We start from the raw sequence: 7938 nt of genomic DNA on the forward strand, positions 1-7938 counted from the left end.
GCAGAACACTTTTGAATCCATACCCCGATGACCGAGATCCCCCGCGATATCCCCCTGGACGCCTGGCTGCCGACCAGCCGCGCCGAGATGCGGGCCCGCGACTGGCAACAGGCCGACGTGATCATCGTCTCCGGCGACGCCTACGTCGATCATCCGAGTTTCGGCGGCGCGGTCATCGGCCGGCTGCTGGAAGATCTCGGGCTGAAGGTGGCGGTGCTGCCGCAGCCGAACTGGCGTGACGACCTGCGAGACTTCCGCAAGCTCGGCGCCCCACGGCTGTTCTTCGCCGTCACCGCCGGCTGCATGGATTCGATGGTCAACCACTACACCGCCAGCCGTCGGCGACGTGCCGACGACGCCTACACCGCCGGTGGCCGGTCCGGGATGCGGCCCGACTACGCGGTCAGCGTCTACAGCCGCATCCTCAAACGGCTCTATCCCGAAACCCCGGTGGTCATCGGCGGCATCGAGGCAAGTCTCAGGCGCGTCACGCATTACGACTACTGGTCCGACAGCTTCAAACCGACAATCCTCGCCGACAGCGGCGCCGACCTGCTGGTCTACGGCATGGGTGAGAAGCCGCTGACCGAAATTGTCCGGCTGCTGCAGCGCGGCGTTCCCTTCGAGCGTCTCGACACTCTCGAACAAACCGCTCTGCTGCGTCCAGTGGAGTCCCTGCCGCGCTGCCGGAAATGGCGGGATGAAGAACTGGCGTCCCACGAAAGCTGTTTGAAAAACAAGAAACTGCAGGCAAAAAATTTCGCCCGGATCGAAACCGAGAGCAACCGCCTGCAGAGCCGGGTGCGTTTTCTGCAACGGGTCAATGAAAAGATGCTGGTCATCAACCCGCCGGCCGCTCTTCTGGACGAAAAGGAACTGGACCGCAGCTTCGCCCTGCCCTACACCCGGCTGCCGCACCCCCGCTACCGGGGGAAAACGATTCCCGCTTTCGAGATGATCAAGGATTCAATCACCCTGCATCGCGGCTGCTTCGGCGGTTGTTCTTTCTGCACCATCTCCGCCCACCAGGGGAAATTCATCACCAGCCGCAGCGAATCCTCGATCCTGGCCGAACTGGAGCAGCTGACCGCCCGTCCCGGCTTCTGCGGCACCCTTTCCGACCTCGGCGGTCCGAGCGCCAACATGTACCGCATGCAGGGGAAGAATCTTGACCAGTGCCGTCACTGCGCCCGCCCGAGCTGCCTGCACCCGGCGGTCTGCGCCAACCTCGACACCCGCCATCGACCGCTGATCAACCTCTACCGCAAAGTCTCCGGTCACCCCGCGGTACGCCACGTCCATATTGGATCCGGCCTGCGCTACGACCTGTTCATGCATCCCACCGACGACAAAGAACTTGCCGCCGACCACGCCGAATACCTCGAAGAACTGGTCACCCGACATGTCTCCGGGCGTCTCAAGGTCGCCCCGGAACACGCTTCGGATAAGATTCTGGCGCTGATGCGCAAACCCTCCTTCGCCATGTTCCGGGAACTGAAGCGGCGCTTCGAGCAGATCTGCCGCGAACATAACCTGAACCAGCAGCTGATCCCCTACCTGATCTCGGGACACCCCGGCTGCGGGCTGGAGGAGATGGCGGAACTGGCACTCAAAACCCGCGAACTCGGCTACCGGGTTGAGCAGGTGCAGCTGTTCACGCCGACGCCGATGACCCTGGCCGCGGAGATGTACGCCACCGGCATCGATCCCCACAGCGGCCGGCCGATCGCCTGTGCCACAACCGACCACCTGCGGGAGGAACAGCACCGGCTGCTGTTCTGGTACCGACCGGAAGAGTTGCCGAAAATCGTCCGCAGCCTGCACGCGGCGGGGCTACCGTGCCTGGCACGGCAATTCAACGAAAAACCCGACGGAAGGAATAAAAAAAGAAAGGGAAAACGGGGGACAGGCCGTCGCAACGACAGAAACAGGCACTGAATCGAGGCAGCGCATGCACATCCATCGCGATCAGCAGATCTGCCGCCAGTGCGGCGGCCTCTGCTGCCAGGGACATCCCGGCTGCTGGACCGACCCACGGCGTTTCGCCGAGATCTTCTTTGCAGGCCGGAACTTCACCCTGGACGAACTGAAGACACGGTGTACGACCATCGGTCTGCAGTTGCGGAACTACAGCGGGGTACCGGTTCCGGCGCCGCGCAGCGATGAGTCGGGCTGTGCTTTCCTCGCTGAACAGGGTTGTGGACTGGGAGAAGATCAGCGTCCCTGCCAGTGTCTGGGGCTGATCCCCGACATCGAGACCCTGTTCACTGGCGAGATCCACTGCCGACTGCCGGGCGATCTCAGCTATGGAACTATCCGCGAAATCTGGCGGCAGTTCTGGCAGGAGACGGGTTAACGGACGGGCGAGCCCACCGGCTGTCCGGCGGCCATTTCAACCCTGATTTCAACCCGGCGATTCAGCAGCCGTCCCAACGCGGTGGAATTATCAGCCACCGGCCGGGTCTCACCAAAACTCCGCATGGTCAGACGTGACGCCAGCTGCGGTGCTTCGGCAGCCAGCAATGCCGTCACCCGTCGCGCGCGCTGCGCTCCCAGCCTGAGGTTGTACGCCTCACTGCCGGTATCGTCAGCGTGCCCGCTGACGGTGATCCGCTCAACCTGTTGCGGCACCAGGGCCAGCGCCAATTTTTCCACCAGGGTCCGGAACTCCGGCAGGACCAGGCTTTGATCCGATTCGAAGTAGATCACCAGTTTGCGGTCCACCGGAGCGGCCGGGATATCTGCGGCGGCAACCGCCACTTCCGGCGCGCAGCCGTCGAGGCCGACCACACCTGCGGCCCGGCTTCGAGGACAATGATCCCGCCAGTCGAAGACCCCGTCGTTATCCCGGTCCACGTTGCAGCCGTGCAGGTCGACAACCTGGCCGATCTCCGTTCCGGGGCAACGGTCGAGGCGGTCGAAGACCCCGTCTCCGTCACTGTCCGCGGGGCAACCGTTGACGTCGACCGCGATCCCGGCCGGGGTATCGGGGCAACGATCAAGCCGGCGAACGATGCCGTCGGCGTCGCTGTCCGAGGATGTCAAAATACGGGAAGAACCGGCAGCGCAGCCGGTCAGGATTGCCAGGCACAGGACGCACCCGCTGAACAACAGACGTTTGAACATCTTTCCCCCTCCAATGTCGTTGAAAAATCTCCCCAATCATGCAATTGATTAAAACCTCGACAACATACCGGATTCACAGAACGAATGCAAGCCCTGCCCGGCTGGAACCCACCGTTGAGATGCCGACGGGACCAAATCATTTTTAAAAATGGCTCCGGCCATGTTCCTGCCCCGACCGACTCCATCAAAGCCACTTTTCTGCGGTATACTTTCAGCGTATTTTTGACCTTTGACTGCTGTCCGGGGTAATGAAAGAGTCTCCGCCCCATGAACATTTCACCTGAACCCGCAAGGCCACCCCGGATTCAGGCACCTTTCTTCCGGCTTGAGGATTTCAATGAACCTGGCTGAACAATTCAAGGACAGTTGCGGTGTCGGTCTGGTCGCGAATCTGCGCAACCGGCCGAGCCATGGACTGATCGAAGATGCCATCCGCGCCCTGGAGCGAATGGTTCACCGCGGTGCCGTCGCCGCCGACGGCAAAACCGGCGACGGCTGCGGGCTGCTCTGCTCGCTGCCGGTCGACTTCATGCGCCGGACGGCCCGGGAAAACGGTGTTTCCCTGCCGGACAGCTTTGCCGTCGCCACCCTGTTTCTCTCCGATCCACAGTCCCAGCAGGCGGCTTTCAGCGAAATCTGCACCCGCAATGACCTGCAGGTGGTGCTGTTCCGCGAGGTTCCGATCAACACGGAAGCCCTCGGCGACTACGCCCGGAAACGGCTGCCGAACATCGTCCAGGCGTTTGTCATTCCCGCCGAACTGATCGCCACCCGCCGCTTCGACGCCTTGCTCTACCTGACCCGCAAAGAGGCCGAAAAACAGATCGGCGACGGCGACAACTTCTACATCCCGAGTTTCTCCCGCACCCTGATCTCCTACAAGGGACTGGTGATGCCGGCCCACCTGAAAGAGCTCTTCCCCGACCTCGGCAACGAGGAGTTCAAGTCGAGCTTCGTCCTCTTCCATCAGCGTTTCTCCACCAACACCCTGCCGCAGTGGCGTCTCGCTCAGCCATTGCGCAATCTTGCCCATAACGGCGAAATCAACTCGATCCGCGCCAACAGGTTCAACACCCTGGCCAAATCGGCGGCGATGCGCAGTCCGGTTTTCTCCGACGAGGAACTGCGGCGTCTGCTGCCGATCCTGCAACCCGAAGGATCGGACAGCGCCGGCCTCGACAACATGCTCGAATTCCTGCTGATCAACGGCGTCGACTTCTTCAAGGCGGTGCGGATGCTGATCCCGCCGGCCCGCCACAACGTTGCCCACATGCCGGCCAAACTGCGCTCCTTCTACGAGTACACCTCAGCCGCCTGGGAACCCTGGGACGGTCCCGCCGGCGTCTGCCTGACCAACGGACGCTATGTCGGCTGTGTCCTCGACCGCAACGGCCTGCGGCCGGCCAAGTACGTCATCACCAGCGACGACAAGCTGCTGCTGACCAGCGAGTACGGCGTCCTCGGCACCCCGCCGGACAAGGTCAAGGCCCGCGGGCGGCTGCAGAGCGGCGAAATGATCGCCGCCGACCTTGAGCATGGAGAAATCTTCTTCACCCGCGACATCGACCGCTACCTGATGAACTCGCAGCCTTACAGTGAGTGGCTGACCGACCGCACCTACTACCTGCAGGAATTCATCGAACTGCAGTTCGAAGACCTCTCCGACTACAGCTACCCGGACCTCGACCGGCTGCAGCGCTATCACAATGTCACCAACGAAACGGTTGAGCAGGTTCTCAAGCCGATGCTGCGCCTCGGCAAGGAAGGGACCGGGTCGATGGGGGACGACACCCCGATGGCGGCCTTTTCCGAGGTCCAGCGCAAGTTCAGCCACTTTTTCCGGCAGAAATTCGCCCAGGTCACTAACCCGCCGATCGATCCCTACCGGGAAAAGGTGGTGATGTCGACCACCATCGGCATCGGCGAGATCGGCAACCCGTTGATCGAATCCCCCGAGAGGGCCTGCCGCCTGAAAAGCATCTCACCGATCCTGTCACGGGACATCTTCGACGCCCTGCTCTCCTTCGGCGACCCGAGCAGGCCGCGCTTCGAGCCGATGTACCGGCACCGAAGCTTCTCCACCGGGTTCAAAACGGACATCAGGGATTCCCTGGACACCCTGGGTGATCAGGTCTGCAAAGCGGTGCGTGACGAGGGGGTGCGGGTGGTATTGCTCGATGACCGCTGCCTCGATGAGCAGACCCGGCTGATGCCGATGGCGATGGTGGTCGGCTATCTCAGCCGGAGGCTGCTGACCGAAAACCTGCGCCACCTTGCCAGCCTGGTGGCGATCACCGGCGAGGTGACCCACCCCCACGATGCCTGTGTGCTGATCGGCTACGGCGCCGTCGCCATCTACCCCTGGCTCGCCTATGCCACCGGGCTGCAGGAGTTGCGGCGGCAGAACGCCGGCCCGCGGGAGACCCGCAACGGCCTGAAAAATATATACGAAGCCCTTACCAGGGGAATTCTGAAAATCCTCTCGAAAATGGGCATCAGTACCGTCACCAGCTACCGTAACGCGGCCCTGTTCGACATCATCGGCCTCTCCACCGAAGTGGTGGAAAGCTGTTTTCCGGCCTCCAGCGCCCTGCTTCCCGGGCTCGATTTCGCCGCCATCGAGAAACGCATCTGCCGGGTCCACGACCGGGAGTTCAACCGCAGCCACATGCTGCCGATCTATCCACTGGCGGTCGGCAGCGTCAACCGCAACACCCCCGGGGGCGAATACCACGATTTTCATGCCCGCGTCATCACCGGCCTGCACACCTACGCCGCCAGCCGCAGACGCGAGGACTATCTCAAGGTGCGACAGATGCTGGAACAGCGCGGCCAGCAGTTCATCCGCGATTTTCTCGAATTTTCCAGCGACCGCCGACCTATCCCCCTCGACCAGGTCGAACCGGTTGAAGCGATCACCCGGCGCTTCGACTCAGCCGCCATGTCGCTCGGCTCGATCTCCCCCGAAGCGCACATGGCGCTGGCCGAAGCGATGGGCATCCTCGGCGGCTGCTCCAACAGTGGCGAGGGCGGTGAAGCCCCGGAACGCCTGAAATCAATCCACAACAGCCGGATCAAGCAGATCGCCTCGGGGCGCTTCGGCGTCACCCCGGCCTACCTGCGCAGCGCCGAGGAGATCCAGATCAAGGTCGCCCAGGGCGCCAAGCCAGGCGAAGGGGGGCAGCTGCCGGGCGAGAAGGTGACACCGCTGATCGCCTCGCTGCGCTACACCATCCCCGGCGTCACCCTGATCTCACCGCCGCCGCACCACGACATCTACTCGATAGAAGATCTCGCCCAGTTGATCTTCGATCTCAAGCAGGTCAACCCCGAGGCGCGCATCTGCGTCAAGCTGGTCTCCAGCGAGGGGGTCGGCACCATCGCCGCCGGGGTGGCCAAGTGCTATGCCGACCGGATCGTCATTTCCGGCAGCGACGGCGGCACCGGCGCGGCGCCGCAGACCTCGATCAAGTTCGCCGGCAATCCCTGGGAACTGGGCCTGGCCGAGGCCAACCAGAGCCTGAAGGCCAACAACCTGCGCGAACTGGTGCAGTTGCAGACCGACGGCGGGCTGAAAATCGGCCGCGACGTGGTCAAGGCGGCGCTGCTCGGCGCCGAATTCTACGGCTTCGGCACCACCCTGCTGGTGATGCTCGGCTGCAAACTGCTGCGCGTCTGCCATCTCAACCGCTGCACCGTCGGCGTCGCCACCCAGGACGAGAACCTGCGCGCCCACTACGTCGGCACGGTCGAAAAAGTGGTCGGCTACCTGCGCGACGTCGCTGAGGATGTGCGGGAAATCCTCGCTGAACTCGGCTATCGCTCTCTCGACGAGATCATCGGCCGGGCCGATCTGCTCAAGGTCAGCGACTCACCGAAAGCCTCGCAGTTCGATTTTTCCGAGCTGCTGCGTGTTGTCCCCGGCGTCAATATCAAGACCCGCGCCAATCCCCCCTTTGACGACAACGCCTTTGAAAAGGAGATCCTGAAAGAGATCTCCCCGGTGATCAAGAACCCGCATGAAGAGATCGTCATCGAACGCCGGGTCTTCAACACCAACCGCTCCATCGGTGCCCTGATCAGTGGTGAGATCGCCAAATACTACGGCGACCGGGGGCTGCCCAAGGAGGCGGTCACCCTCAAGCTGGACGGCGTCGCCGGCCAGTCGCTCGGCGCCTTCCTGATCCACGGCGTCAGCATCATGCTCGACGGCGTCGGCAACGACTACGTCGGCAAGGGCATCAGCGGCGGACGGATTATCATCATCCCGAAACACTACTATCCGGGCGTCGCCGCTGCCGGCAACACCTGCCTCTACGGCGCCACCGGCGGCAAGCTTTTCATCTCCGGGACCACCGGTGAACGGTTCGCGGTGCGCAACTCCGGCGCCCTGGCGGTGGTGGAAGGAACCGGCGACCATGCCTGTGAATACATGACCGGTGGCACCGTCGTTATCCTCGGCGAGACCGGCATCAACTTCGGTGCCGGCATGACCGGCGGGGTCGCGTTCATCTATGACCGGCAGAAGAACTTCATCGACAAGCTCAACAGCGAACTGGTCGAGGCCCGGCGCATCGATGTCGACGAAGACAACGAAGGGAAACTCTACCTGAAAAAAATCCTCACCAGCTTCCACAACCGCACGCGCAGTCCCAAAGCACGCCACATCCTCAGCAACTACCGCGAGGAACTGGCCTATTTCTGGATGGTGCGGCCGCGCGACATGAAGGCACCGCTCAATCCCAAGGAAGGGGATTAGGTGCGAGGTGCGAGGTGCGAGGTGCGAGGTGCGAGGTGCGAGGTGCGAGGTGC

General features: G+C 62.7%; 4 protein-coding genes. 3 read left to right on the plus strand and 1 reads right to left on the minus strand.

What is annotated here, in order from left to right; all coding sequences use genetic code 11:
• Positions 1-27: 27 nt before the first annotated feature.
• Positions 28-1938: a YgiQ family radical SAM protein gene (locus tag B5V00_RS14380; RefSeq protein ID WP_085011514.1), complete on the plus strand. Its 1911-nt coding sequence runs from the start codon at positions 28-30 to the stop codon at positions 1936-1938.
• 13 nt (positions 1939-1951) lie between these two features.
• Complete coding sequence (locus B5V00_RS14385; RefSeq protein ID WP_085011515.1) at positions 1952-2356, plus strand: hypothetical protein; 405 nt, start codon at positions 1952-1954, stop codon at positions 2354-2356.
• Here the strand turns inward: B5V00_RS14385 and B5V00_RS14390 are convergent.
• Positions 2353-3126, minus strand: coding sequence for an OmpA family protein (locus B5V00_RS14390; RefSeq protein WP_085011516.1), 774 nt, complete (start codon positions 3124-3126; stop codon positions 2353-2355). The genes B5V00_RS14385 and B5V00_RS14390 overlap by 4 nt on opposite strands.
• A 337-nt stretch (positions 3127-3463) precedes the next feature.
• Here B5V00_RS14390 and gltB point away from each other — a divergent pair, with 337 nt between their 5' ends.
• Complete coding sequence (gene gltB, locus B5V00_RS14395; protein WP_085011517.1) at positions 3464-7885, plus strand: glutamate synthase large subunit; 4422 nt, start codon at positions 3464-3466, stop codon at positions 7883-7885.
• The last annotated feature ends 53 nt before the right edge of the window (positions 7886-7938 follow it).

It is taken from the genome of Geothermobacter hydrogeniphilus (assembly GCF_002093115.1).
GTDB classification, from domain to species: Bacteria; Desulfobacterota; Desulfuromonadia; order Desulfuromonadales; family Geothermobacteraceae; genus Geothermobacter_A; species Geothermobacter_A hydrogeniphilus.

Coding starts and splice junctions, on each gene's coding strand:
- B5V00_RS14380 (WP_085011514.1), top strand. CDS start 28: ATGACCGAGATCCCCCGCGATATCCCCCTGGACGCCTGGCTGCCGACC.
- B5V00_RS14385 (WP_085011515.1), top strand. CDS start 1,952: ATGCACATCCATCGCGATCAGCAGATCTGCCGCCAGTGCGGCGGCCTC.
- B5V00_RS14390 (WP_085011516.1), bottom strand. CDS start 3,126: ATGTTCAAACGTCTGTTGTTCAGCGGGTGCGTCCTGTGCCTGGCAATC.
- gltB (WP_085011517.1), top strand. CDS start 3,464: ATGAACCTGGCTGAACAATTCAAGGACAGTTGCGGTGTCGGTCTGGTC.